Genomic DNA, 23,928 nt, shown 5'->3' with positions numbered 1-23,928 from the left:
CGCGGCGCTGGCCGCCGTTGCTGCGCTGCGCGCCGCCGGCCGCCGGGGCCAGCTTCGTCAGGGTGCCGCCCGTCGCGAGTCCGGCGAGCGTCAGGGTGCGGCCCTCGACCTCGTGACGGCGGGCCGAGACGCCGGCCTTGTTCTGCATGGCGACGACGTCGCGGAGGTCCTCGGGCGTCGCCAGGGTCACCACGATGCCCGACTCCCCGGCTCGTGCGGTCCGGCCCGAACGGTGCGTGAACGCCTTGTGCTCGGCCGGCGGGTCGTAGTGCACCACCAGGCCGATGCCGTCCACGTGGATGCCACGGGCGGCGACGTCGGTCGCCACGATGACGTCGGCGGTGCCGTTGCGGAACCGCGCGAGGTTGCGCTCGCGCTGGTTCTGGTTGAGGTCGCCGTGCAGGTCGACGGCGGTGAGACCGGCCGTGCTGAGCTGCTTGGCCAGCCGGCGGGCGCCGTGCTTGGTGCGGGTGAAGACGATGGAGCGGTCCTCGCCGGCGATCAGGTCGCGGGCCACGCGCACGCGGTCCTCGCGCCGGGTGACGACCAGGTGGTGCGTCATGTCAGCGGGGGCGTCCTCGGCGGAGTCGACCTCGTGGCGACGGTGCACCGGCAGGTGACGACGCACCAGCCGGTCGACGTCCCCGTCGAGGGTGGCGGAGAGCAGCAGCTTCTGGGCGCCCTGCGGCGTCTTGGCCAGGATCGCGTCGATCGGCTTGTAGAAGCCGAGGTCGCACAGGTGGTCGGCCTCGTCGAGGGCGATGACCTCGATCGCGTCGAGCGTCAACGCGCGACGCTCGAGCAGGTCGCCGAGGCGGCCCGGGGTGGCGATGACCAGGTCGACACCGGCGGTCACGGCACTGATCTGCCGGTTGATCGGCGTGCCGCCGTAGACCAGGGCCATCGACAGGTTCAGCCGGTCGGCGAAGGGCACCAGGGCATCGCGCACCTGCGTGGCGAGCTCACGGGTGGGCAGCAGGATCAGACCACGCGGGGCCTTGCGCCTGCGCTGGCCGCCGGAGAGCCGCACGAGCACCGGCAGCCCGAAGGCCAGGGTCTTGCCCGAGCCGGTACGGGCCTTGCCGAGCACGTCGTGGCCGGCGAGGGCGTCGGGGATGACGGCGTCCTGGATGGGGGTCGGGGTGTCGAGCTGCCGCGACGCCAGGGCCGAGAGGACCGGGCGGGGAAGGTCGAAGGAGGAGAACGGGCGCACGGCGGCGCCGGGAAGGGGCTGGTTCACAGCAGGGGCTCACAGACTGACGGCGCCGACGAGCGGCGCTGACGATACGGGCCCGATGGCCTGGAGCAGCAGGGGTGCTCTCCATCGTCGGGCGACGGGCGCCGGCTCGGAAGCCGCGCTCACGTGGGGCCAGCCTAGCAGCGAGGAGCCCCGGGGCGGGCATCCCGGCGTGGTGACCCCCGACACCCGCTCAGGCGACGAGGTCGGCGTACTCGGGGTGCTTCTCGACGAAGTGGCGCACGTACGCGCAGGTGGGGACGATCTTCTGGCCCCGGCGACGGACGTCGTCGAGCGCCTCGGCGACGAGCGTGCCGGCCAGGCCCCGCCCCTCGAAGGCGGACTCCACCACCGTGTGCGGGAACGTCAGGACGTCGCCGTCGGCGCGGAACTCGGTGTACCCGGCGACCTGGCCGTCGGCCAGGATCTCGTAGCGGCCGGCGTCGTCGTTGCGTCGGACCTCTGGTGTGTCGGTCATGAGGTGGTCAACGACCACGGCGCGTGGGAGATTCCCGCTGCGCGGCCGTCAGGCGACGAGGGAGCGCAGCGCCGACGTGAAGAAGCCCAGGCCGTCGGCGCCGGGACCGCACAGGTCCTCGACGGCGTGCTCGGGATGCGGCATCAGTCCGACGACGTTGCCGGCCGCGTTGGTGATGCCCGCGATGTCGTGGACCGATCCGTTCGGATTGCTGCCCAGGTACCGCGCGACGACCCGACCCTCGTCCTCCAGCCGGGCGATCGTGTCGGGCGCCCCGACGAATCCGCCCTCACCGTTCTTCAGCGGGACGACGATCTCCTGTCCGGCCGAGTAGTCGCGGGTCCACGCGGTGTCGACGTTCTCGATGCGCAGACCCTGGTCGCGGCACACGAACGTGCGGTGGTCGTTGCGGATCAGCGCGCCCGGCAGCAGGTGGGACTCGCACAGGATCTGGAAGCCGTTGCAGATGCCGAGGACGGGCATGCCCCGGCCGGCGGCGGCGACGACCTCGTCCATGATCGGCGCGAACCGGGCGATGGCACCGCAGCGCAGGTAGTCGCCGTAGGAGAAGCCCCCGGGGAGCACGACGGCGTCGACCCCGCCGAGATCGTGGTCGCCGTGCCACAGCGCGACCGGCTCGGCGCCGGCGAGACGCACCGCGCGGCGGGCGTCGCCGTCGTCGAGGGATCCGGGGAAGGTGACGACCCCGACCCGGGTCATGCCGGGTCCACCCGCACGGCGTAGTCCTCGATGACCGGGTTCGACAACAGGGTCTCGGCCATCCGCGCGATCTCGGCGAGCGTGGCCTCGTCCGCGGACTCGACGGTGAGCTCGAACCGCTTGCCCTGACGGACGTCGGTCACCCCGGTGAAGCCGAGCCGCGGCAGGGCGCCGTGCACGGCCTTGCCCTGGGGGTCGAGGATCTCGGGCTTGGGCATGACCTCGACGATGACGCGCGGCACGGGCACTCCTGGGGCTGGGGAGGCGGACGCCCCGATCCTACCCAGCACCACCGGACGTGCCCCGGACCGAGGTGCCCGCGGTCACCGTGCGTAGTCGGCGAGTGCCGGCTCCTGACCGACCGAGGTGGCCGGCACCTGCGTCAGGGCGCCGGTGACGGCGCCGCCGGCCGCGACGACGAGCCGGGGCAGACCACTGGCGTCCAGACCCGGCATGCCGGCGCGGAAGCACGTGAGACGGGAGATCCGCCGGCGGTCGGCGGGGCCCTCGTGCTGCAGTGCGTCGAGCACCAGGGAGTAGGCGACGTGGTCGCCGAGGATGGCGAAGTGTTCGACCGGCCGCAGCGGGCACACGTCCTGCACCAGCACGTTGGAGGCTCCCTCAAGCCGGCTGGCACGGGGCTGGGGGACGATGAGCGGGTCGAAGACGGTGGCGATCGACGTGTACGAGGGGCCGGTCGGGAGCGGACCGTCGAGCGCCGCGAGGTAGGCCGATCCGGTGGCGATCTGCCAGGCGGCCGGAGGGCAGGACCGCAGCGTCCGACACGCGAGGGCCGAGGTGGCCGTGCCCCGGAACGGCGTCGCGAGCGCGATGAAGTCCTCCACCACGGGTGCCACGTCCGGCCAGAAGCGCAGGGCCCAGAGCCCGTTCAGGGCTCCGTGCTGGTGACCCATGAGGGTGATCGGTCGGCCCGCCGCCTCGTGCATGCGTCGCGTGGCGGCGACGACGTACTCGGCGGCGACCTGCAGGTCGCCGTACCCCCGGTCGGGCAGTGACAGGCTGCAGGTCGGGTACCCGGCGCGCGGGAGCGACTGCAGGTAGTTCCAGCCGTACGACTGCTTGTCGGTCGAGAACGCGGGCGTGAGCAGCACGGGTGTGCGGTCGGCGTCCGCGAGGTCGCCGCTGCAGGTCAGTGCTCGGTCGAGGTCGGCGTCGGTGACCGACAACGCCGGTCCGGGCGGCTCGACCGGCACAGCGGCACCCACCGGGGTCGCGGCCGCCCCGATCAGCAGCAGAGGGACGACCAGGAGGCGCGCGGCGGGCCACGACCACCGCTGTCTCGCACGGGACACGGGCACTCCTGGGGGTTCTGGGACCGGGAACTGGCGAGTCTAGACGCCCGGGCCGGACCCGAGGTGGCGTCGCATCCAGTCGACGGCGAAGTCCACGAACTCCGGTCCGTCGAGCAGCTCGGCCCGTGCGCCGCCGACCCGGCCGGCGCGGGCCCGGCCCGCGGCCACGAAGTCCAGCAGCACCTGCGCGAAGTAGTCACCGTCCGCCCACTGCGCGATGCCGTCGCTGTCGTCCAGCGAGCTGATCAGATGCTCGGACCCGCCGGCGAGCACGTAGGTGCGCGCGACCCGTGCCTTCTCCGGCAGGTCGACGACGTACTCGGCCCAGTGGGTGAGGGTCACGGTGTCGGCGTCGGCGCCGAGCCGCAGCACCCTGACGCCGGCCTCGGTGAAGCGCTGCAGGGGGGACCCGGGGCCGTAGTAGTCGTGCCACGGCTCCGGGTGCAGTGGTGGGACGGCCGCCCCCCAGGCCGCGAGGCGCGACGCCGGGTGCCGGCCGACGCGCACGTCGGGACGGGTCCGGAACACCTCCGCCAACACGCCCATCTCGGGGTCGACCGGCGTCGTGGCGGGGTCGAAGGCGACCCCCTCGGGCGAGCCCAGGACCATCACGAGTCCGCCGGCCGGACCGACGACGTCCTGCAGCGCGTCGATCAGCCCGTCCGCGCCCCCGTCGACGGGTCCGACGGCGCGCAGCGAGACGTGCAGGAAGACCAGGTCACCCGGGCGGAGGCCGACGTCGCGCAGCTGCTGCGCGACGTCGGCCCGCTCGAGCACGGATCAGCTGAGCTCGCGCTTGAGGATCTTGCCGGTGGACGTCATGGGCAGCTCGTCGCGGAACTCCACGATGCGCGGGTACTTGTAGGCCGCGAACTGCTCCTTGCCCCACGCCACGAGGGTCTCCTCGGTGACGTCATCGTGGTCCTTGTTCTTCACCACGACGGCCTTGATCTCCTCGCCGTGGGACTCGTGCGGGACGCCGATGACGGCCACCAGCGAGACCGCCGGGTGGGACATCAGGACCTCCTCGATCTCACGCGGGTAGACGTTGTAGCCGCCGCGGATGATCATGTCCTTGGAGCGGTCCACGATGAAGTAGAAGCCGTCGGCGTCCTTGCGGCCGAGGTCGCCGCTGCGGAACCAGCCGTCGCGGATCGCCTCGGCCGTGGCCTCGGGCCGGTTGTAGTAGCCCTTCATGATGTTGTGGCCCTTGATCGCGATCTCACCGATCGCGCTCTTGCCGTCCTCGGTGGGGGCGTCGTCGACGTCGTTCCACTCCGCGTCGATGAGCTTCATCTCGACGCCGGGGATCGGGACGCCGATCGAGCCGACCCGCGGCTCCTCGCCCCAGACGCTGAACGACGCCACCGGGGACGTCTCGGACAGGCCGTAGCCCTCGAGGATCGTGACGCCGAAGCGGTCCTTGAACTGCTTGTGGACCTCGACCGGCAGGGCCGAGCCGCCGGCGGCCGCGACCCGCAGGTTCGCGGCGAGGGTCTCGACCGGCACGTCGTCGGTCAGCGCGCCCAGCAGGCCCCAGTACATGGTGGGGACGCCGGCGAAGAAGGTGACCTTCTCGCGCAGCATCAGGCCGATGGCCGGCTCGGCCTCGAACCGCGGCAGCATCACGACGGTGCCGCCGTACGCGAAGCCACCGTTCTGGATGACGGTCTGGCCGAAGGAGTGGAACAGCGGCAGCACGCACAGGTACGTGTCGGGGTTCTCGGCGTCGGCGCCGAACAGCTTCTCGCCGGTCAGCGCGTTGTCGCGCATGTTGCGGTGCCGCAGCTCGGCGCCCTTGGGCTGGCCCGTGGTGCCGGAGGTGTAGAGGATCACCGCGGTGTCGTCGTCGTCGCGCTCGACGGTCTCGAACGTCGGCGGCTGCTCGCCCACCAACGGGGCGTAGAACTCCGGGCCCTCCAGCGGCGCGGGCGCCGACGAGTCGAGCTTGATGAGGAAGAACTCGGTGCACGTGTCGGTGGCGTCGAAGCCCTCGAGGGCGGCCTCACCGATCGGCAGGTCCGCGGTGCCCTCGAACGCGAACAGCGCCTTGGCCTCCGAATCGGCCAGGTGGTACGCGACCTCGCGGCCCTTCAACAGCACGTTGAGCGGCACGACGGTGGCGCCGGCCTTGAGGATGCCGTAGTAGATGATCGAGAAGTAGGGCAGGTTCGGGCAGGACAGCGCGACCTTGTCGCCGGGCTGGATGCCGCGCGCGACCAGCAGGTTCGCGACCTGGTTGGCGGCGCCGTTGACCTGCGCGTAGGTGAACGAGGAGTCGCCGAACACGATGGCCTTGCGGTCACCGTACTTCTGGGCGGAGTTCTCCAGCAGGGCGGACAGGTTGGCCACGGGTGCTCCTCTGGTGGGGGGTGTGATGCCGATCTCAGCCTAGCCCGGACCGGTCAGAATCGTTCGCCGGTCAGGCGTTCGTACGCCTCGACGTACCGCTGCCGGGTGCGGTCGACGATCTCGGGCGGCAGCGGCGGCGGGGGCTCGTCGCCCGCGCGGTCCCACCCCGAGGCGGCCGACAGCAGCCAGTTGCGGACGAACTGCTTGTCGAACGAGGCCTGGGCGCGGCCGGGCTCGTGGTCGTCGGCCGGCCAGAACCTTGACGAGTCGGGGGTGAGCACCTCGTCGGCGAGCACGACGGTGCCGTCGGGTCGCGCACCGAACTCGAACTTGGTGTCGGCCAGGATGATGCCCCGCTCGCGGGCGATCATCTCGGCCCGGCGGTAGATGCTCAGCGTCAGGTCGCGCAGGGTCGCGGCGGACGCCGCACCGATCGTGGCGACGACGGCGTCGTAGGAGACGTTCTCGTCGTGCTCGCCGACCGCCGCCTTCGTGGCCGGCGTGAAGATCGGTGCCGGCAGGGGGGATCCGTCGACGAGACCCGCCGGGAGGGCGACGCCGCACACCTCTCCGGTGGCGCGGTAGTCGATCAGACCGGACCCGGTGAGGTAGCCGCGGGCGACGCACTCGACCGGGAACATCGCGAGGTTCTCGCACACCACGGCGCGGCCGGACACGGCGGCCGGGACGTCGGTGGAGACCACGTGGTTCGGGACGAGGTCGGTGAGCTGCTCGAACCACCACAGCGACATCCGGGTCAGGATCTCGCCCTTGTCGGGGATGCCGGGCTCCAGGACGACGTCGAACGCCGAGATCCGGTCCGACGCCACCATCAGCAGTCGGCCCGACTCGTCGGTGTACAGGTCCCGCACCTTGCCCGAGTGCGTGTGGGTGTAGCCGGGGAGGTCGAGGGTCACGCCCCCACCCTAGTGAGCACCCGTCACCTTCCCGCTGGGAGTGACGTTCCGGCCCCGATTCGGCCGGATCCGGGGCAGAATCGTCACTCCCAGCGGGAGGGGAGGTCAGAGGATCGAGCCGGGTACGTAGGCCGCGGCCTCGGGCTCCGCCGCGGTGAGGGCCTCGATGCGGGCGACCACCGCGCCGACCTGCGACACCGCCGCCCCGGTGAACTCCACCGGCGCCGCCACGAGCGTCACGAGATCGGTCTCGGTGAGCCCCAGCCGGTCGTCGGCCGCCAGACGGGCGAACAGGTCGTTCTCGGCGGCGCCCTTCTCGCGCATGCCCAGGGCGACCGCGACGGCGTGCTCCTTGACCGCCTCGTGGGCGACCTCGCGGCCGGCCCCGTGGCGGACCGCGGCCATGAGCACCTTGGTGGTGGCGAGGAACGGCAGGTAGCGGTCGAGCTCGCGCTGGACGACGGCGGGGAAGACCCCGAACTCGTCCAGGACCGTCAGGAAGGTCTCGAACAGACCGTCGGCGGCGTAGAACGCGTCCGGCAGGGCGACCCGGCGGACCACCGAGCACGACACGTCGCCCTCGTTCCACTGGTCACCGGCGAGCTCGCCCAGCATCGAGACGTGCCCCCGCAGGATGACGGCGAGGCCGTTGACCCGCTCGCACGAGCGGGTGTTCATCTTGTGCGGCATCGCACTGGACCCGACCTGGCCCGGCTTGAAGCCCTCGGTGACCAGCTCGTTGCCCGCCATCAGCCGGATCGTGGTGGCCAGGTTCGACGGTGCGGCCACGAGCTGCGCCAGCGCCGTGACGACGTCGTAGTCCAGCGAGCGCGGGTAGACCTGACCCACGCTGGTCAGCACCCGGCTGAAGCCCAGGTGGGCCGCGACGCGCTGCTCCAGCTCGGCCAGCTTGGAGGCGTCGCCACCGAGCAGGTCCAGCTGGTCCTGGGAGGTGCCGACCGGACCCTTGATGCCGCGCAGCGGGTACCGCACCAGCAGGTCGTCGACCCGCTCGACCGCGGCGAGCAGCTCGTCGGCGACCGTGGCGAACCGCTTGCCCAGGGTCGTGGCCTGGGCGGCGACGTTGTGGCTGCGCCCCGCCATGACCAGCTCCGCGTGCTCGCCGGCGAGCCGGCCGAGGCGTGCGAGCGCCGCGACGGCCCGCCCGCGCACGACCTCGAGGGCGGCGCGCACCTGCAGCTGCTCGACGTTCTCGGTGAGGTCGCGCGACGTCATGCCCTTGTGGATGTGCTCGGTGCCGGCCAGCGCACAGAACTCCTCGATGCGGGCCTTCACGTCGTGCCGGGTGATCCGCTCCCGTGCGGCGATCGACTCCAGGTCGACCTGGTCGACCACGGCCTCGTAGGCCTCGACGACGCCGTCCGGCGTGGCCACGCCGAGGTCGCGCTGGGCCTTCAGCACCGCGATCCACAACTGCCGTTCGAGCACGATCTTGTGCTCCGGCGAGAAGATTGTCGCCACCTGCGGCGACGCGTAGCGGTGGGCGAGGACGTTGGGCGTGGTCACCGGGTCAGTATCGCGCACCGGCCCGTCGCGGCGGGCCCGCAGGTTCCGGTCAGACGACGACGCGGCCCTCCGCAGCGGCCAGGGCGATGTCGCTGCGGTGGTGCGCCCCCGCGATGTGGATCAGCTCGACCCCCGCGTACGCGCGGCTGCGGGCCTCGTGCAGGTCGGTGCCGGTGGCGGTCACCGACAGCACCCGGCCGCCCGCGGTGACCAGGCGTCCCTCGGCGTCGGTGGCCGTGCCCGCGTGGATGACGTCGACGCCCTCGATCGCGTCGGCGACCTCGACCCCGTCGATGACGTCACCCGTGCGGGGCGAGGCGGGGTAGCCCTCGGAGGCCACGACCACCGTCAGTGCGGTGCGGTCCGACCACTGCGGCAGGCCCACCTCGCCCAGCGTCCCGGTGGCGGCACCGTGCAGCAGGGCCGACAGGGGTGTCTTGAGCAGCGCGAGGATGGCCTGGGTCTCGGGGTCCCCGAACCGGGCGTTGAACTCGATGACCCGCACGCCCCGGCCCGTCAGGGCCAGGCCGGCGTAGAGCAGTCCGCTGAACGGGGTGCCGCGACGAGCCATCTCCTGGACGGTCGGCACGAGCACCCGGCGCGTCACGTCGGCGACGAGGTCGTCCGGGGCCCACGGCAGCGGGGTGTAGGCGCCCATGCCGCCGGTGTTCGGACCGGCGTCGCCGTCGTGCACCCGCTTGAAGTCCTGGGCCGGTTGCAGCGGCAGCACCGTCGAGCCGTCGGTGATGGCGAACAGCGAGACCTCCGGACCGTCGAGGAACTCCTCGATGACGACCCGACCGCAGGACGCCGCGTGGTCGATCGCCTCCTGACGGTCGTCGGTGACCACGACCCCCTTGCCGGCGGCGAGCGCGTCGTCCTTGACCACGTAGGGGGCCCCGAACGAGTCGAGCGCCGCGGCCACCTGCTCGGCGGTGTCACACACGTGGGCCATCGCCGTCGGCACCTCCGCCGCCGCCATGACCTGCTTGGCGAAGGCCTTGGAGCCCTCCAGCTGCGCGGCGGCCGCGGACGGCCCGAAGCAGGCGATGCCGGCGGCCCGGACGGCGTCGGCCACCCCGGCGACCAGGGGCGCCTCCGGCCCGACCACGACGAGGTCGACGCCCAGCGAGGTCGCGAGGGCCGCGACGGCGCCGCCGTCGACCGGATCGACCGCGTGCACGGTGGCGACCGCCGCGATGCCCGGGTTGCCCGGCGCCGCGTGGACCTCGGTCACGCCGGGGTCGCGGGAGAGCGCGAGGGCCAGCGCGTGTTCGCGCCCGCCGGTGCCGATCACGAGAGTCTTCACGCCGCGAGCCTATCGTCCCCACGATGGGTGGAGCTGATGGTCGTCCGACCGCGAGAAACGACCAAAAGGTGCACGAATCGCGGGGAGAACCGGCCTCAGAGCAGGTCGTGCCGCACGATCGTCTGCTCCCGGTCGGGGCCGACACCGATCGTGGAGATCCGCGCGCCCGAGATCTTCTCCAGAGCCAGCACGTACTCCTGGGCGGTGCGGGGCAGGTCCTCGAAGGTCCTGGCGGCCGAGATGTCCTCGGTCCACCCCGGGAACATCTCGTAGACCGGCTTGGCGTGGTGGAACCCGGTCTGCGTCATCGGCATCTCGTCGACCCGCTCGCCGTCGACGTCGTAGGCCACGCACACGGGGATCTGTTCCCAGCCGGTGAGCACGTCGAGCTTGGTGAGCACGAAGTCCGTGACCCCGTTGATGCGGGCCGCGTACCGGGCCACCGGCGCGTCGTACCAGCCGCAGCGACGGGGACGGCCCGTCGTGGTGCCGAACTCCGCACCGTTGACCCGCAGCCGCTCGCCGTCGGCGTCGAACAGCTCGGTGGGGAACGGACCCTCACCGACGCGGGTGGCGTAGGCCTTGACGATGCCGATGACCCGGGTGATCGCGGTGGGCGCGATCCCCGACCCGGTGCACGCGCCGCCCGTGGTGGCCGAGGACGACGTGACGAAGGGGTAGGTGCCGTGGTCGACGTCGAGCAGCGTCGCCTGGCCGGCCTCGAGCAGCACCGTCCGGTCGGCGGCCAGCGCGTCGTGCAGCAGCAGGGCGGTGTCGGCCACCATCGGCCGCAGCCGCTCGACGTAGGACGTGAGCTCGTCGACGATCTCGTCGACCTCGACCGCGCGGCGGTTGTACACCTTGGTGAGGACCTGGTTCTTCATGTCGAGGGCCCCCTCGACCTTCTGCCGCAGGATCTTGGTGTCGAAGAGGTCCTGGATGCGGATGCCGAGCCGGTTCATCTTGTCGGCGTAGGTGGGACCGATGCCCCGGCCCGTGGTGCCGATCTTGCGGCTGCCGAGGAACCGTTCGCCCACCTTGTCGAGCGTGCGGTTGTAGTCGGCGATGACGTGGGCGTTGGCGCTGATGCGCAGCTTCGACGTGTCGATGCCCCGGGCCTCGAGACCGTCGATCTCCTCGAACAGCACCGACAGGTCGACCACGACGCCGTTGCCGATCACCGGGACGCAGCCGGGGCTCAGGATGCCGCTGGGCAGCAGGTGCAGGGCGTACTTCTCGTCGCCGATCACCACGGTGTGGCCCGCGTTGTTGCCGCCGTTGAACTTCACGACGTAGTCGACCCGGCTCCCGAGCAGGTCGGTGGCCTTGCCCTTGCCCTCGTCGCCCCACTGGGCTCCGACGATCACGACTGCTGGCATCCCGGTGCCACCCCTGTCACGTGCGACAAGCCCCGGAGGACGGGGCTCTGACCGGTGCACTCTAGCCGGTGGGGGCCTAGTGTCTCCAACCATGAAGGCTTCTCGGTGAGTACGTGGACGGTCGTCGCCAACGCCAAGGCCGGTACCAGTGAACCCGAGGCGATCGACGAGGTGATGGCGGTGCTGGGCGCACGGCACGACGCCGAGCTGGTCGAGACCGCTGATGCCGACGACCTCGCCGAGGTGCTGGGGAGGGTCGCGGACGGGTCGACGGTGGTCGCCCTCGGCGGTGACGGCAGTCTGCACGCCGTCGTCTCGGTGCTCGACGACCTGGGCCGGCTCGGCGACGTGGTGGTCGGGCTCGTGCCGCTGGGCACCGGCAACGACTTCGCCCGGACGATCGGCATGGACCGGGACGACCCGGCCGCCGCGGCCGCACAGCTGCTCGAGGGCGAGGTGCGCTCGCTCGACCTGGTGCGTGACGGCGAGGGGCGGGTCGTCGTGAACGCCGTCCACGTGGGCATCGGGGCGGAGGCCGCGGTCGAGGCCAAGCCGTGGAAGTCCCGGCTCGGACCGGTCGGCTACGCGGTCGGGGCGATCATCTCGGGCGTGCGGGCCACCGGGTTCAAGGCTCGCGTCGAGGTCGACGGCGCCGTCGTGTCGCACCGGGGACGACTCATCCAGGTGGCGGTCGGCAACGGCCGGTACATCGGCGGCGGCACCCCCCTGCTGCCCGATGCCGACCCGGGCGACGGGAAGCTCGACGTGGCGGTGTCGTGGGCCGATGCCCGGTGGCGTCGGGTCGGCTACGCCTGGCGGCTGCGCAAGGGACGCCACCCCCACCGCGACGACGTGCAGATGATGCGGGGACGCCGGGTCACGGTGACCGGTCAACCCAGTCGCGGCAACCTCGACGGCGAGGTCTGCCACCCGGCCGCGACCCACACGTGGACGGTGGAGCCGGCCGCGTTCCGGATGCTGCTGCCGGCGAGCGGTCAGACGAGCTCGGCGTAGGCCTCGGGGCTGGACTCCCGCAGGAACTCGCGGCACCGGTGGGCCTCGGCGAGGTCGTCGAGGCGCTCCGAGCCGGTGGCGAGGACCGCCAGCGCGATCAGGAAGCCACGGTTGGGGACGTGGTCCCACGGCACCGGGCCGAATCCCTTCCAGCCGTTGCGACGCAGCAGGTCGAGGGCACGGTGGTAGCCGGTCCGGGCGAACGCGTAGCCCTCCAGGTCGTGTCCCGCCTCGAGCGCGACCCCGGCCAGCGTCGCCCAGGCGAGCGGGCTCTCAGGGTGCAGCGCCGCCACGTTGCGGGGGTCGTCGCCCGCCTCGATCGCGGCGGTCGCGGGGTCCTCGGGCAGCAGCGTGGCAGGAGGTTCGCCGAGCAGGTTCGTCATCCCACCATCCTCCCACCCGGGCGAAGTTTCCCAGGAGGTCCCCGGAAACCGTCACTTCACCCCTGTTGCGACAGGGGTGAAGTGACAGTTTCCTGTGACCAGTCGAGCTTTCCACAGGCTGAGCACGGCGCGAAGCGATCCACACCCCGGGCGCCGGCGTGCGCGCGTCGCCCCTGATCGCTGCACGGTCGAACGATGAAGGACGACCTCATCCACCGCGCCGAGCTGCGCGGATTCATCACCCGCACCGAGATCCTCGACAGCGGCTACCTCGATCGCGACATCCGCGAGGCCATCGCCATCGGGCTCCTGACTCGCATCGGATCCGGGCTGTATGCCGTGTCGCGGACCTACACCGCGCTGACGTTCGACCAACGCCACGCCGTTCGGAGCCGCGCCGTCTTCCAACGTCACCTCCAGTCCGTCGTCCTCACCCACCAGTCGGCCGCGATCATGCACGGGCTGCCCGTGTGGGGTCTCAGCCTCGACGAGGTCCATGTCACGCGGCGCGACCACGGCCGCGGCCGCCACGAGGCCGGAGTCCAGCACCACACCGGCCGGATCCCCGATGCCGACATCGTCGAGATCGACGGGGCTCTCGTGTCATCGCCCAGTCGCTGCGTCTGGGAAGTGGCCTGCAGCGCCTCCACCGAGGCAGGCCTGGTGACCGCCGACGCAGCCGCCCACCGCGGACTCGTGACACCTGAGAATCTCGGCGAGACGGCCGCGACCTTCGCCCACTGGCAGGGCTCCCGGTCGGCCCGCATCACCACCCGGCTCATCGATCCTCGCGCCGAATCACCCGGCGAGTCCCGCAGCCGACACCTGTTCTGGCGCTTCGACGTACCGATGCCCGACCTGCAACACCGCGTCCTCGATGCCCGGGGGCGCCAGATCGCGCGGACCGACTTCGGCTGGGAGTTGTGGCGCCACCTCGCCGAGTTCGACGGGCGGATCAAGTACGACGGCACGTTCACTCCGGAAGGCTTCGAATCGGTCTTCGACGAGAAGCGCCGCGAGGACAGCATCCGCGCACAGGAATGGGGGATGAGCCGCATCGTGTGGGCCGATCTCGAACCCGCACGTGCTCCCCACACGGCGGCGCGGATCCTGGCCGATCTCGACCGGTCCCGATCGCGCTACGGCCGCCGGGTCGTCCTCTGACAGAAAACTGTCACTTCACCCCTGTTGCAACAGGGGTGAAGTGACAGTTTTCGGGGATCTCCTGGGAAACCTCGGTCAGAGGCGGGTGCCGGCGCTGCGCAGGGCGGCGCAGGCCTCCGCCACGCGGGTGGCCATGCCGGCCTCGGCGGCCTTGCCCCACGCGCGGGGGTCGTACTGCTTCTTGTTGCCGACCTCGCCGTCGACCTTCAGGACGCCGTCGTAGTTCGACAGCATGTGCGCTGCGACGGGCCGGGTGAACGCGTACTGGGTGTCGGTGTCCACGTTCATCTTCACGACGCCGTGGTCGACGGCCGCGGAGATCTCCTCCGGCAGCGAGCCGGAGCCGCCGTGGAACACCAGGTCGAAGGGCGCGTCCTTGCCGTACTGGGCGGCCACGGCCTCCTGGGCCGCCTTGAGGATCTCGGGCCGCAGGGTCACGTTGCCCGGCTTGTAGACGCCGTGCACGTTGCCGAAGGTGAGCGCCGTCAGGTAGCGGCCCTTCTCGCCGACGCCCAGCGCGGCGGCGGTGGCCAGCGCGTCCTCGGGCGTGGTGTAGAGGTGCTCGCCCATGCCGCCCTCGACACCGTCCTCCTCGCCACCGACGATGCCGATCTCGACCTCGAGGATGATGTTCGCCGCCGAGCACCGCTCCAGCAGGTCCTGGGCGATCTCCAGGTTCTCCTCCAGCGACACGGCCGATCCGTCCCACATGTGCGACTGGAAGTACGGCAGGCCGCCACCCTTGACCCGCTCCTCCGACGCGGCGATCAGCGGCCGCACGAACCCGTCCAGCTTGTCCTTCGGGCAGTGGTCGGTGTGCAGGGCCACGTTGACCGGGTACTTCTTCGCGACCTGCTCGGCGAACGCGGCGAACGCCAGCGAACCGGTGACCATGTCCTTGACGGTGGGACCGGAGAAGTACTCCGCGCCGCCGGTCGACACCTGGATGATGCCGTCGCTCTCGGCCTCGGCGAAGCCGGCGAGGGCGGCGTTCAGGGTCTGCGAGCTCGAGACGTTGATCGCCGGGTACGCGAACGAGTCGCGCTTGGCGTGGTCGAGCATCTCGGCGTAGATCTCGGGAGTGGCGACGGGCATGCGGTGCTCCTGGGGTCGGGCGGGACGGCGCCGCCCAGTATTCCAGCAGGTCGCCGTCAGGCGTCCATCGCCTTGACCGCTGCACGGGCCGCCACCTGGACGGGGCTCCACACCGAGGCGAACGGTGGAGCGTAGGCCAGGTCGAGCATCACGACGTCGTCGACGGTCATGCCGGCCGTCAGGGCGGTCGCTGCGGCGTCGACCCGGAGACCCGCGTTCTCGGTGCCCACCACCTGCACCCCCAGCAGCCGGCGCGATCCGCGGTCGGCGACCAGCAGCACGGTCATCGACCCGGCGTCGGGCATGTAGCCGGCGCGGGCACTCGTCTCGATCGAGACCACGACGGGGTCGAACCCGGCTTCCCGTGCCTGCTGCTCGCCCAGGCCCGTGCGGGAGATCTCGAGCGCGCAGAACTTGGTGATCGCGGTCTGCACCACCCCGGGGAAGGTCAGCCGGGTGGGCTCGTCGAGCAGGGTGGCGGCGACGTCGTCGGCCACGACCATGCCCTGCTTGTTGGCGTGGGTGCCGAGCGGCAAGTGGATCGGCAGGCCCGTCGTCCGGTCCCGGGTCTCCACGCAGTCCCCCGCCGCCCAGACGCGGTCGGCACCGGCGACCCGATGGCGGGCATCGGTGACGATCCCGCCCTTGACGCCGGTGGGCAGACCGGCCGCCACGGCCAGGGCCGACCGGGCGGTGACCCCCAGCCCCAGCAGCACCAGGTCGGCCGGCAGCACCTCGTCGTCGACCCGGACCCCCCGCACGTGTCCGTCACCGTCGAGATCGAAACCGCTGACCGCGGCAGACGTGCGCAGCTCGATGCCACGGCCGCGCATCGCGACCGCCACCTGCTCGCCCAGGACGGGCTCGATGATCGACAGCGGCACGGGCGCCCGCTCCACGACCGTCGTGCGACAGCCGCGCAGCACGCACGCCTCGGCCATCTCCAGGCCCACGTAGCCGCTGCCCACCACCACCACGTCCCGCGGTCGCTCGGCGAGGGCGTCGATGACGTCCTGGCCGTCGCCCAGGGTCTGCACCCCCAGGATCCCTCGGCCGTGGATCCCGGGCAGGTCAGGACGCACCGGCTCGGCCCCGGTCGCGATGACGAGGGCGTCGAAGGCGATCCGGTCACCGGCCGCGGTCTCGACCTCGCGGGCGTCGAGGTCGATCGAGACGGCCTCGGTGCCGGTGCGCAGGTCGATGCCGTTGGCCCGGTGCTCGGCGGGGCTCCGGGCGACGAGGTCGTCGACCTCGGTCACCTCGCCGGAGACCCAGTAGGGGATTCCGCACGCGGAGTAGGAGGTCCACTCGCCCCGTTCGAGGACCACGACCTCGTGCTCGACCGGCAGACGACGACGCAGCGCCGCCGCGGCACTCATGCCGGCGGCGTCACCGCCGATCACGAGGACTCGAGCCATGCGGTCGAGCCTACGGCCGGGGTGGACCCTCCGCCGGTCCGAGTCGCTTCTCGAACCAGTGCTGCGCGTACGGGTTGTCGTTGTACCGGTCGATCTCGACGTAGCCGGCACGGCGGTACATCGCCACGGCGTCGGTGAGCACCGCGTGGGTGTCCAGCCGTACGACCGAGCGGCCGCGAGTGACCGCCTGCTGCTCCAGCGCGCGCAGCATCCGGCCGCCCAGCCCGGTGCCCCTGCGACGCGGGTCGACCCACATGCGCTTGACCTCGTCGATCCCCGCCGCGATCGACTGCAGGGCGCCGCAGGCCACGGGCTCCCGGTCGTCCCGGGCGACCAGGAACAGGCCGCGGCCGCCGCGGAACGCGTCGAGGTCGTCCACACCGGCGTCGAACCCGCCCGGGAACCGCACGGCCAGCTCCGCGAAGTAGGCCTTCAGGCACTGCTGCGCGTCAGGGTGTGCCGGGTCGACCGGGTCGATGCTCATGCCGGGGGCTCCCCGGCGTGCTGACGGATCCACGTGTGCATCGCGATGGCGGCCGCCGCGCCGGCGTTGATCGACCGGGTCGACCCGTACTGGGCGATCGACAGCGTGCTGCGGCAGAGGCGCCGGGCCTCCGGCGAGAGGCCGGGACCCTCCTGGCCGAACACCAGGACACAGGAGCGCGGGAGCACCGCCGACTCGATCGGGACCGAGCCGTCGACGTTGTCGATCCCGAGCACGGGCAGGTCCTCGGCGCCGGCCCAGTGTGCGAACTCCTCGACCGTCGCATGGTGCCGGACGTGCTGGTACCGCTCGGTCACCATCGCTCCACGGCGGTTCCAGCGGCGCCGCCCGATGATGTGCACCTCGGCGGCGGCGAACGCGTTGGCGGTGCGCACGATCGACCCGATGTTGAAGTCGTGCTGCCAGTTCTCGATCGCGACGTGGAAGCCGTGCCGTCGGTCGTCGAGGTCGGCGACGATCGCGTCGACCGTCCAGTACCGGTACCGGTCGACGACGTTGCGGCGGTCGCCCGCCGTGAGCAGCTCGGGGTCGTGGCGGGGGTCGTCCGGCCGGGGCCCCGTCCACGGTCCGACCCCGATCTCGTGGTCGGAGTCGGGTCCGGTCACACGCCGTACTCGGCGCGGTACCGGCGCACCGCGTCGAGGTGCTCGTCGGCACGACCGGTGTGCTCGAGGTGGGCGATGATCTGGTCGACCGACACGATCGCCGAGACGCCGAACCCGAGGTCCCGCTCGACCTCACCGACGGCTGACAGCTCACCGCGTCCTCGCTCGGCACGGTCGACGGCCACGACGACACCGGCCACGGTGGCTCCGGCCGCGCCGACGATGTCGACGACCTCCCGGATCGCCGTGCCGGCCGTGATGACGTCGTCGACCACCAGCACCCGGCCGCTCAGCGGGGCACCCACGATGGTGCCGCCCTCGCCGTGGTCCTTGGCCTCCTTGCGGTTGAAGCACCACGGCACGTCGCGGCCATGGCGCTCGGCCAGCTGCACCGCGGCGGCCGCGGCGATGGGGATGCCCTTGTAGGCCGGGCCCATCAGCACGTCGAACTCGGGCGCGACGTCGACGATCGCGTCGGCGTAGAAACGACCCAGTCCGGCGAGGGCCGCGCCGGAGTCGAACCCGCCGGCGTTGAAGAAGTACGGGGACGTCCGTCCCGACTTGAGCGTGAACTCACCGAACCGCAGGACCCCGAGGTCCAGGGCGAACTCGACGAACTCGTGCTGGTAGTCCTGCATCAGGAGGCAGGTGCGGCCGCGGCCTCGGCCTGCGGCACGGGCTTCTCGCGCTCCTCCACCAGCACCCCGATGGCGACCTGGCGGTCGCGGGTGTGGAACAGCTCGGAGCAGGTGAGCATGGTCAACAGGTGCTCGGTGGGCTCGGCGCCCCGCTGGTCGGGGTCAGGCACCGGGAACAGTGGCCACGAGGTGGTGAAGTCGACCGTGATGTCGCGGCCGTTGGTCCGCATCTCGTAGATATACAGGTGGGTGCGGGTCTCGACCTCGACGATGTCGCCGGGCTCGAGCTCGAGGAAGTCCCGGAACGGCTCGCCGCGGGTGACGCGGTGGCCGGCGATGACGAAGTTGCCCAGCTGACCGGCGTCGGCGCCCTTCTCGTAGCTGCCGACGCCGCTGGTGAGCGCCTCGTCGCTGAAGGACTCGTTGATCGGGACCTCGAAGTCGTCCCCGAACCTGGGGACACGCAGCAGGCCGATCGCCGCGCCGTCGATCTGCTGGCCCCAGTCCTCGACGATCTGCTCCTTCACCTCGGCCTGGTTGCGCTCGGCCACGATGTTGGTGCCGTAGTACTGCCAGCCGACGTAGCCGAGGAACCCCAGGCCGGTGAGGATGAGGACGAGTCCGAGCACCGTGAGGGTGCGACTGCGACCGCGACGGCGACGATTCCCCCCGCGCGGCGGTGGCGGCGGGTCGGCCGGTGTGGCCTCGAGCGTCGTCGTCATGGGCACCAGTGTGTCATCCGATCCGGCATCGTGGCAGGTCACCGATCACATCCGAGACGGACCAGGCGCGAAAAAGTTCACCCCAAGTCGTGCCGCGTCACCCCGTCCCCGCTATGCTGAATCTGCAGGGTCGGTGAGTTTCGACCGTCGGCTCCTGTTGTCGCCCCACCGTTTCACCCCCCGAGAACGGTGGGGCGACTTATTTCTCCAGCGGCTCTGCGCGCGCCGTTCACGCCCTGCCGGCCTGTCCGTAGGGTGGGACCGATGAAGCGCAGCAGCGAGCGGCTCGACGGCCTGGGAACGACGATCTTCGCCGAGATGGGCGCCGCCGCGGCGCGCACCGGGTCGGTGAACCTCGGTCAGGGTTTCCCTGACACCGACGGGCCCCGCGCGGTCGTCGAGCGGGTCGAGCTGGCGTTGCGCACCGGGCACAACCAGTACGCGCCGGGCCGGGGCGTGCCGGAGCTGCGTTCGGCGATCGCCGCGCACCAGCGGCGGCACCACGGCGTCGAGCTGGATCCCGAGACCCAGGTGGTCGCCACCACGGGCGCCACCGAGGCGATCGCGGCGGCGGTGCTGGGCCTGGTCGATCCCGGCGACGAGGTGCTGGTGCTCGAGCCGTACTACGACTCCTACGCCGCGATGATCCAGATGGCCGGGGGCATCCGGAGGCCGGTGACCCTGCGCGCCCCGCACTTCCGGCTGCCGGTCGAGGAGCTGCGCGCCGCGGTCACGCCGCGCACGACGGCGATCCTGCTCAACACGCCGCACAACCCCACCGGCTCGGTGCTGACGGCGGACGAGGTCGGCGAGATCGCCAGACTCGCCCGCGAGCACGACCTGGTGGTCATCAGTGACGAGGTGTACGAGCACCTGACCTTCGACGACCACGTCCACGTGCCGATCGCGACCCTGCCGGGCATGGCCGAGCGGACCGTGACGATCTCCAGTGCCGGCAAGACGTTCAGCTTCACGGGATGGAAGGTCGGGTGGGCCACCGGACCGGCCGACCTCGTCGACGCCGTCATGGGGGCCAAGCAGTTCATGACCTACACGTCCGGGTCGGCGTTCCAGCCGGCGGTCGCGTGGGCGCTGGACCACTGCGACGACGAGGTGGCGGCCCTGCGGACGGACCTGCAGGCCCGGCGCGACCAGCTGTGCGCCGGACTCGACCGGCTCGGGTTCGACGTGATGGTGCCCGAGGGCACGTACTTCGCGACGACCGACGTGCGACCCCTGGGGTTCACCGACGGCCTGGAGTTCTGCCGCGCGCTGCCCGACCGGGTCGGCGTCGTCGCCATTCCGCACCAGGTGTTCCACGACGACGTCGAGGCCGGCCGGCCGCTGGTGCGGTGGGCCTTCTGCAAGCGCGAGTCGGTCATCGACGAGGCGCTCGAACGGTTGTCAGGGTTGGCCGGCGTGCGTTGAGGTCATCCGCCGCTCGCCCGCAGCGGCGACAACCGATCTCTCGCGTGTCTAGATTGGCCACGCGGGCGATGGGCGTCGGCGGCCGATGTCGAGAACCGCTGTTCTGCTCCGACCCCGTGACGAGAGCGACCGCCGGTCGCCGGTCCAGGAGGATCATCATGGCCAAGTACCTGTTGCTGAAGCACTACCGCGGCGCCCCCGCAGCCGTCAACGACGTGCCCATGTCCGAGTGGACACCGGAGGAAGTGACGGCCCACATCACCTACATGAACGACTTCGCAGCCCGTCTCGAGGAATCCGGCGAGTTCGTCGATGCGCAGGCCCTCGCCTTCGACGGCATGTGGGTGCGGTTCGACGGAGAGGGTCGGCCCCCGGTGACCGACGGCCCGTTCGCCGAGACCAAGGACGTCATCGCCGGGTGGATGGTGATCGACGTCGACAGCGAGGAGCGGGCCGTCGAACTCGCCGGCGAGCTGTCGGCTGCACCCGGGGCGGACGGTCGACCGATCCACGAGTGGCTGGAGCTGCGCCCGTTCCTGACTGAGCCGCCCACCGTCGGGGAATGACGTCCGCGGTCGACGAGGCGGAGATCCGGCGCCTCACCCCCGCCGTCCTGGGCGTCCTCGTCCGCCGCGGCGCCGACTTCGCGGCGGCCGAGGATGCCGTGCAGGACGCGCTGGTCGAGGCGGTGCGCGTGTGGCCGGACGACCCGCCCCGTGACGCGAAGGGCTGGCTGGTCACCGTCGCGTGGCGCCGGTTCCTCGACGAGACCCGGGCGAGGGCCTCGCGCCTGCGCCGCGAGGCTCTCACCCGGGAGCAGCCCGCGCCGGGTCCGGCCCGGGCGGTCGACGACACCCTGCAGCTCTACTTCCTGTGCACGCATCCGTCGTTGACACCGTCGTCGGCGGTCGCGCTCACCCTCCGTGCCGTCGGAGGACTGACCACACGACAGATCGCCCGGGCCTACCTGGTGCCCGAGGCGACGATGGCGCAGCGCATCAGCAGGGCCAAGCGCACGATAGCCGGTGTCCGCTTCGACCAGCCCGGTGATGTCGCCACCGTGCTGCGGGTCCTCTACCTGGTCTTCAACGAGGGGTACTCGGGCGACGTCGACCTGGTGGCCGAGGCGATCCGGCTGACGCGACAGCTCGCCGACGTGATCGACCATCCGGAGGTGGCCGGTCTGCTGGCGTTGATGCTGCTGCACCACGCGCGACGGGACGCAAGGACCGGGCCCGACGGCAGTCTGGTGCCCCTCGCCGAGCAGGACCGCGGCCGCTGGGACACCGCGGCGATCGGCGAGGGGGTCGCAGTGCTGCAGGCGGCTCTGGCCCGCGACCGAAGGGGCGAGTACCAGCTGCAGGCCGCGATTGCCGCGTTGCACGCGGACGCCCCGACGGCCCCGGAGACCGACTGGGTGCAGATCGTCGAGTGGTACGACGAGCTGCTCCGGATCACGGGGAGCCCGGTCGTCCGACTCAACCGGGCGGTGGCCGTCGGAGAGGCGAACGGCCCGCAGGCCGGGCTCGCTGCGTTGGCGGAGGTCGACGCGGGAGTGGCCCGGCACACGGCGGTGCGGGCCTACCTCGTCGAACGCGACGGGGATCCGGCAACGGCCGGCCAGTTGTACACCGAGGCGGCGCGTGAGGCGATGAACACCGCGGAGCGCGACCACCTCGTGAAGCAGGCCGCCCGCCTGCACCACCGGCGGTGAGGGCAAGGGTGGAGCCGCCTGTCGGAATCGAACCGACGACCTTCTCATTACGAGTGAGACGCTCTACCGACTGAGCTAAGGCGGCGGAGTCCGCCGGGGATCGCCCGCCGGACCGGAGCACCACGTTACCGGCTCACCGCAGCCCCGCACGCAGCGGCCTACACTCGTCGCGTGACCGACGACATCCGGGCCGAGCTCGAGGACATCCGCGCCAGCATCGACAACATCGACGCCGCGCTCGTGCACCTGCTCGCCGAGCGGTTCAAGTGCACGCAGCGCGTCGGCCGGCTCAAGGCGACCCACGACCTGCCGCCGTCGGACCCCGAGCGGGAGGGACGTCAGATCACCCGGTTGCGCGCCCTCGCCGGCGAGGCCGACCTCGATCCGGCCTTCGCCGAGAAGTTCCTCACCTTCATCATCGACGAGGTCATCCGTCACCACGAGGCCATCCGCAGCTGAACCTGCTCAGCAGCGCGGGTCCGCCTCGGGCACGGTGCCGTCGAGCAGGAACCGGTCGACGGTGTCGGCGATGCACTGGTTGCCCGACGTGTAGGCGGTGTGCCCGTCGCCGTCGCGGGTGATGAGCATCCCGGACTCCAGCTGCTCGGCCAGCGCCACCGCCGACTCGTACGGGGTCGCCGGGTCACGCGTGGTGCCGAGGACGAGGATCGGCGGGGCACCCGCACCGTCGAGCTGGGGCGCCGGGTCGTCGCTGGTGAACGGCCAGGCCGAACACCCGGCGGCGCCCCAGGCCAGCGCCCGACCGAAGATCGGCGACGCCTGCTCGAACCGGTCGACCTGCGCGAAGACGTCGTCGAGCTCGGGCCGGTCGGTCGAGTCGAGGCAGCTGACCGCCGTGATGACCTGACCCAGGTTCGACCCGTAGGACCCGTCGTCCTGCCGGTCGAAGTACAGGTCGGACGCGTACATCAGCCCGGACCCGTCGCCGTCGAGCGCCAGCTCGAGCGCCTGGGAGAGGAAGTCCCACGACCCCTCGTTGTACAGCGGGAGGGCCACCCCGTAGAAGGCGATGCCCTCGGTGAGGAGCCGGTCGCCGAGACCGGGCAACGGCCGGACGTCCAGCGCCGCGAGGAACGAGGTCAGCCGGTCGACGCCCACGGCCGGGTCGTCGCCCAGCGGGCAGTCGCCCTGCTCGGCGCACCACGCCGCGTACGACTCGACCGCACGCTGGAAACCGGTCGTCTGTGCCATGGCCGACTCGAAGGCGTCGAGGGTCGGGTCGACGGCACCGTCGAGCACCATGCGACCGGTGCGCTCGGGGAACAGGGTCGCGTACGTGGCGCCCAGCTGGGTGCCGTAGGAGGCACCGAACCAGTCGAGCTTCTCCTCGCCCAGCAGGGCCCGCACGACGTCGAGGTCGCGGGCCACCTCGACCGTCGACACGTGGGCGGCGAGGGCACCGGAGTTCTGCTCGCAGGCCGCGGCCAGCTCGGAGATCTCCTGCACGTACCGCGCCTGCTCCTCCGGGTCGTCGGGGGTGGGGTCCTGGGCGACGTAGTCGTCGAACCGGGCCCCGTCGAAGCACTCCAACGGCGTGCTCTCGCCCACCCCGCGCGGGTCCATGCCGACCACGTCGTAGACCTGTTGGACGTCGTCGCCCACGAGCGCGGCGAACTGGTCGGCGAACTCGATGGCCGATCCGCCCGGGCCGCCCGGGTTGACGAACAGGCTGCGTCCGCCCTCCCCGTCGGCCGGGACGACCGACACCCGCAGTCGGGTGGTCTCGCCGGCCGGGTCGTCGTAGTCGACCGGGACGGTGACCCAGGTGCACTGGTTGCGGCCGCACTCCTCCCAGCCGAGGTCCTGCTCGTAGTACGACTCGAGGCCGGCCGCGACCGACTCCCCGGTGGGGTCGGGCGGGATCCACCCGGCGGTGGTCGCCGGTGCGTCGTCGTCGTCGAACAGCAGCAGCCCGAGCCCGACGCCGGCGAGCAGGGCCACCAGGACGATGGCGACGTGTGACTTCTTCATGCGGCCTCCCGAGGCGGC

At 71.7% G+C, this 23,928-nt stretch carries 25 protein-coding genes and 1 tRNA gene; 6 read left to right on the top strand and 20 right to left on the bottom strand.

Annotation, left to right across the window (positions count from 1 at the left end; genetic code table 11):
- From HMPREF0063_RS14665 to HMPREF0063_RS14615, 11 genes are all read right to left on the bottom strand, one after another.
- A partial coding sequence (locus tag HMPREF0063_RS14665) for a DEAD/DEAH box helicase (protein WP_007079483.1) occupies positions 1 to 1,240 on the bottom strand: 1,240 nt, incomplete at its 3' end.
- Between the two features lie 190 nt (positions 1,241 to 1,430).
- Positions 1,431 to 1,715, bottom strand: a complete 285-nt coding sequence (locus HMPREF0063_RS14660; RefSeq protein ID WP_040320328.1) for a GNAT family N-acetyltransferase — start codon at positions 1,713 to 1,715, stop codon at positions 1,431 to 1,433.
- Between the two features lie 48 nt (positions 1,716 to 1,763).
- Positions 1,764 to 2,435, bottom strand: coding sequence for a phosphoribosylformylglycinamidine synthase subunit PurQ (gene purQ, locus HMPREF0063_RS14655; RefSeq protein ID WP_007079481.1), 672 nt, complete (start codon positions 2,433 to 2,435; stop codon positions 1,764 to 1,766).
- Positions 2,432 to 2,677, bottom strand: coding sequence for a phosphoribosylformylglycinamidine synthase subunit PurS (purS, locus tag HMPREF0063_RS14650; protein ID WP_040320981.1), 246 nt, complete (start codon positions 2,675 to 2,677; stop codon positions 2,432 to 2,434). Before purS ends, purQ begins: the two co-directional genes overlap by 4 nt.
- Positions 2,678 to 2,758: 81 nt before the next feature.
- Positions 2,759 to 3,748, bottom strand: coding sequence for a lipase (locus tag HMPREF0063_RS14645; RefSeq protein ID WP_156794148.1), 990 nt, complete (start codon positions 3,746 to 3,748; stop codon positions 2,759 to 2,761).
- 39 nt (positions 3,749 to 3,787) lie between these two features.
- Positions 3,788 to 4,525: an AAC(3) family N-acetyltransferase gene (locus HMPREF0063_RS14640; RefSeq protein ID WP_040320327.1), complete on the bottom strand. Its 738-nt coding sequence runs from the start codon at positions 4,523 to 4,525 to the stop codon at positions 3,788 to 3,790.
- A gap of 3 nt (positions 4,526 to 4,528) precedes the next feature.
- On the bottom strand, positions 4,529 to 6,100 hold the full coding sequence (locus HMPREF0063_RS14635) for a long-chain-fatty-acid--CoA ligase (protein WP_007079478.1): 1,572 nt from the start codon (positions 6,098 to 6,100) through the stop codon (positions 4,529 to 4,531).
- 53 nt (positions 6,101 to 6,153) lie between these two features.
- Positions 6,154 to 7,017, bottom strand: a complete 864-nt coding sequence (locus tag HMPREF0063_RS14630; protein ID WP_007079477.1) for a phosphoribosylaminoimidazolesuccinocarboxamide synthase — start codon at positions 7,015 to 7,017, stop codon at positions 6,154 to 6,156.
- Between the two features lie 105 nt (positions 7,018 to 7,122).
- The gene (purB, locus tag HMPREF0063_RS14625; protein ID WP_040320326.1) at positions 7,123 to 8,544 is read right to left on the bottom strand and encodes an adenylosuccinate lyase; all 1,422 of its coding nucleotides are present in this window, start codon (positions 8,542 to 8,544) and stop codon (positions 7,123 to 7,125) included.
- A 49-nt stretch (positions 8,545 to 8,593) separates the two neighbouring features.
- On the bottom strand, positions 8,594 to 9,853 hold the full coding sequence (gene purD, locus HMPREF0063_RS14620) for a phosphoribosylamine--glycine ligase (RefSeq protein WP_007079475.1): 1,260 nt from the start codon (positions 9,851 to 9,853) through the stop codon (positions 8,594 to 8,596).
- Between the two features lie 95 nt (positions 9,854 to 9,948).
- Positions 9,949 to 11,232, bottom strand: a complete 1,284-nt coding sequence (locus HMPREF0063_RS14615) for an adenylosuccinate synthase (protein WP_007079474.1) — start codon at positions 11,230 to 11,232, stop codon at positions 9,949 to 9,951.
- Positions 11,233 to 11,337: 105 nt separating this feature from the next.
- Here HMPREF0063_RS14615 and HMPREF0063_RS14610 point away from each other — a divergent pair, with 105 nt between their 5' ends.
- Positions 11,338 to 12,246: a diacylglycerol/lipid kinase family protein gene (locus HMPREF0063_RS14610; protein ID WP_007079473.1), complete on the top strand. Its 909-nt coding sequence runs from the start codon at positions 11,338 to 11,340 to the stop codon at positions 12,244 to 12,246.
- Here HMPREF0063_RS14610 and HMPREF0063_RS14605 read toward each other — a convergent pair.
- Positions 12,228 to 12,629, bottom strand: a complete 402-nt coding sequence (locus tag HMPREF0063_RS14605) for a DUF3151 domain-containing protein (RefSeq protein WP_007079472.1) — start codon at positions 12,627 to 12,629, stop codon at positions 12,228 to 12,230. The genes HMPREF0063_RS14610 and HMPREF0063_RS14605 overlap by 19 nt on opposite strands.
- A gap of 195 nt (positions 12,630 to 12,824) precedes the next feature.
- Between HMPREF0063_RS14605 and HMPREF0063_RS14600 the strand changes: the two genes are divergently transcribed.
- A complete protein-coding gene (locus HMPREF0063_RS14600; protein ID WP_007079471.1) occupies positions 12,825 to 13,793 on the top strand; it encodes a type IV toxin-antitoxin system AbiEi family antitoxin domain-containing protein in 969 nt (322 codons plus the stop codon).
- Between the two features lie 75 nt (positions 13,794 to 13,868).
- Here HMPREF0063_RS14600 and fbaA read toward each other — a convergent pair whose 3' ends face one another.
- From fbaA to HMPREF0063_RS14570, 6 genes are read right to left on the bottom strand one after another with little or no spacing between them, the layout of a single operon-like run.
- Complete coding sequence (gene fbaA, locus HMPREF0063_RS14595) at positions 13,869 to 14,888, bottom strand: class II fructose-bisphosphate aldolase (protein ID WP_007079470.1); 1,020 nt, start codon at positions 14,886 to 14,888, stop codon at positions 13,869 to 13,871.
- Positions 14,889 to 14,944: 56 nt separating this feature from the next.
- Entirely contained in the window at positions 14,945 to 16,306 is a 1,362-nt protein-coding gene (locus tag HMPREF0063_RS14590; protein ID WP_007079469.1) for an FAD-dependent oxidoreductase, read from the bottom strand.
- 10 nt (positions 16,307 to 16,316) lie between these two features.
- Complete coding sequence (locus tag HMPREF0063_RS14585) at positions 16,317 to 16,790, bottom strand: GNAT family N-acetyltransferase (protein ID WP_007079468.1); 474 nt, start codon at positions 16,788 to 16,790, stop codon at positions 16,317 to 16,319.
- Positions 16,787 to 17,416 (bottom strand): TrmH family RNA methyltransferase, encoded by a 630-nt coding sequence (locus HMPREF0063_RS14580; protein ID WP_007079467.1) that lies wholly within the window; start codon positions 17,414 to 17,416, stop codon positions 16,787 to 16,789. Before HMPREF0063_RS14580 ends, HMPREF0063_RS14585 begins: the two co-directional genes overlap by 4 nt.
- On the bottom strand, positions 17,413 to 18,054 hold the full coding sequence (gene pyrE, locus HMPREF0063_RS14575; RefSeq protein ID WP_007079466.1) for an orotate phosphoribosyltransferase: 642 nt from the start codon (positions 18,052 to 18,054) through the stop codon (positions 17,413 to 17,415). Before pyrE ends, HMPREF0063_RS14580 begins: the two co-directional genes overlap by 4 nt.
- On the bottom strand, positions 18,054 to 18,776 hold the full coding sequence (locus tag HMPREF0063_RS14570; protein WP_050760978.1) for a sortase domain-containing protein: 723 nt from the start codon (positions 18,774 to 18,776) through the stop codon (positions 18,054 to 18,056). The genes pyrE and HMPREF0063_RS14570 overlap by 1 nt, the downstream gene beginning before the upstream one ends.
- 264 nt (positions 18,777 to 19,040) lie before the next feature.
- Between HMPREF0063_RS14570 and HMPREF0063_RS14565 the strand changes: the two genes are divergently transcribed.
- From HMPREF0063_RS14565 to HMPREF0063_RS14555, 3 genes are all read left to right on the top strand, one after another.
- Positions 19,041 to 20,204 (top strand): pyridoxal phosphate-dependent aminotransferase, encoded by a 1,164-nt coding sequence (locus HMPREF0063_RS14565; RefSeq protein WP_007079464.1) that lies wholly within the window; start codon positions 19,041 to 19,043, stop codon positions 20,202 to 20,204.
- A 158-nt stretch (positions 20,205 to 20,362) separates the two neighbouring features.
- Positions 20,363 to 20,770 (top strand): YciI family protein, encoded by a 408-nt coding sequence (locus tag HMPREF0063_RS14560; protein WP_007079463.1) that lies wholly within the window; start codon positions 20,363 to 20,365, stop codon positions 20,768 to 20,770.
- A complete protein-coding gene (locus tag HMPREF0063_RS14555) occupies positions 20,767 to 21,918 on the top strand; it encodes an RNA polymerase sigma factor (RefSeq protein WP_007079462.1) in 1,152 nt (383 codons plus the stop codon). The genes HMPREF0063_RS14560 and HMPREF0063_RS14555 overlap by 4 nt, the downstream gene beginning before the upstream one ends.
- Positions 21,919 to 21,927: 9 nt before the next feature.
- Here the strand turns inward: HMPREF0063_RS14555 and HMPREF0063_RS14550 are convergent.
- Positions 21,928 to 22,003, bottom strand: a tRNA-Thr gene (locus HMPREF0063_RS14550).
- Positions 22,004 to 22,101: 98 nt separating this feature from the next.
- On the opposite strand from HMPREF0063_RS14550, the gene HMPREF0063_RS14545 reads away from it, so the two are divergent.
- Positions 22,102 to 22,377 (top strand): chorismate mutase, encoded by a 276-nt coding sequence (locus HMPREF0063_RS14545; protein ID WP_425358312.1) that lies wholly within the window; start codon positions 22,102 to 22,104, stop codon positions 22,375 to 22,377.
- A 6-nt stretch (positions 22,378 to 22,383) separates the two neighbouring features.
- Here HMPREF0063_RS14545 and HMPREF0063_RS14540 read toward each other — a convergent pair whose 3' ends face one another.
- Positions 22,384 to 23,910: an alpha/beta hydrolase gene (locus HMPREF0063_RS14540; RefSeq protein ID WP_007079460.1), complete on the bottom strand. Its 1,527-nt coding sequence runs from the start codon at positions 23,908 to 23,910 to the stop codon at positions 22,384 to 22,386.
- Positions 23,911 to 23,928: the final 18 nt, after the last annotated feature.

The organism is Aeromicrobium marinum DSM 15272 (genome assembly GCF_000160775.2).
Classification (GTDB): Bacteria; Actinomycetota; Actinomycetes; order Propionibacteriales; family Nocardioidaceae; genus Aeromicrobium; species Aeromicrobium marinum.
Note: the sequence above shows the minus strand (reverse complement) of the source record. Positions and strands in the feature narration are given on the sequence as shown.

Coding starts and splice junctions, on each gene's coding strand:
- HMPREF0063_RS14660 (WP_040320328.1), bottom strand. CDS start 1,715: ATGACCGACACACCAGAGGTCCGACGCAACGACGACGCCGGCCGCTAC.
- purQ (WP_007079481.1), bottom strand. CDS start 2,435: ATGACCCGGGTCGGGGTCGTCACCTTCCCCGGATCCCTCGACGACGGC.
- HMPREF0063_RS14615 (WP_007079474.1), bottom strand. CDS start 11,232: ATGCCAGCAGTCGTGATCGTCGGAGCCCAGTGGGGCGACGAGGGCAAG.
- HMPREF0063_RS14605 (WP_007079472.1), bottom strand. CDS start 12,629: ATGACGAACCTGCTCGGCGAACCTCCTGCCACGCTGCTGCCCGAGGAC.
- HMPREF0063_RS14600 (WP_007079471.1), top strand. CDS start 12,825: ATGAAGGACGACCTCATCCACCGCGCCGAGCTGCGCGGATTCATCACC.
- fbaA (WP_007079470.1), bottom strand. CDS start 14,888: ATGCCCGTCGCCACTCCCGAGATCTACGCCGAGATGCTCGACCACGCC.
- HMPREF0063_RS14590 (WP_007079469.1), bottom strand. CDS start 16,306: ATGGCTCGAGTCCTCGTGATCGGCGGTGACGCCGCCGGCATGAGTGCC.
- HMPREF0063_RS14585 (WP_007079468.1), bottom strand. CDS start 16,790: ATGAGCATCGACCCGGTCGACCCGGCACACCCTGACGCGCAGCAGTGC.
- pyrE (WP_007079466.1), bottom strand. CDS start 18,054: ATGCAGGACTACCAGCACGAGTTCGTCGAGTTCGCCCTGGACCTCGGG.
- HMPREF0063_RS14570 (WP_050760978.1), bottom strand. CDS start 18,776: ATGACGACGACGCTCGAGGCCACACCGGCCGACCCGCCGCCACCGCCG.
- HMPREF0063_RS14565 (WP_007079464.1), top strand. CDS start 19,041: ATGAAGCGCAGCAGCGAGCGGCTCGACGGCCTGGGAACGACGATCTTC.
- HMPREF0063_RS14560 (WP_007079463.1), top strand. CDS start 20,363: ATGGCCAAGTACCTGTTGCTGAAGCACTACCGCGGCGCCCCCGCAGCC.
- HMPREF0063_RS14555 (WP_007079462.1), top strand. CDS start 20,767: ATGACGTCCGCGGTCGACGAGGCGGAGATCCGGCGCCTCACCCCCGCC.
- HMPREF0063_RS14540 (WP_007079460.1), bottom strand. CDS start 23,910: ATGAAGAAGTCACACGTCGCCATCGTCCTGGTGGCCCTGCTCGCCGGC.